Genomic DNA, 277 nt, shown 5'->3' with positions numbered 1-277 from the left:
TCAGTTTGCTGTCGCCTGCGGTGACGCTGTCAACGGTAATGTCTTTGGCCAGTTTGAAGTCAATCTGGTTGTCAGACACGGTGGTCACGATGTTTTTGTCGCTGCTGCGGTAAGCAACGGTTTCGCCCAGTTGGACGTTGTCGTCGTTACCGTTGTCGGCGGCAATGTTCAGACCTTTGGCCACGTTGGCGTTGGTTTCTTTCAGCTGACCGTAGTTAACGGCGTCGGTATCGTCGGTACCGGCGGCTACGTTGGTCACTTTGTTGCCGGCGTTGTT

1 protein-coding gene is annotated in these 277 nt (G+C 54.5%); it reads right to left on the bottom strand.

Annotation, left to right across the window (positions count from 1 at the left end; translation table 11 throughout):
• On the bottom strand, positions 1-277 hold a 277-nt coding region (locus HMPREF2952_RS09590), incomplete at both ends, for a hypothetical protein (protein ID WP_141751225.1).

Origin of the sequence: Neisseria sp. HMSC068C12, assembly GCF_001814095.1 — a bacterium.
Lineage (GTDB): Bacteria > Pseudomonadota > Gammaproteobacteria > Burkholderiales > Neisseriaceae > Neisseria > Neisseria perflava.
The sequence above is the reverse complement of the archived record's forward strand: the minus strand, read 5'-3'. Positions and strand labels throughout refer to the sequence as shown.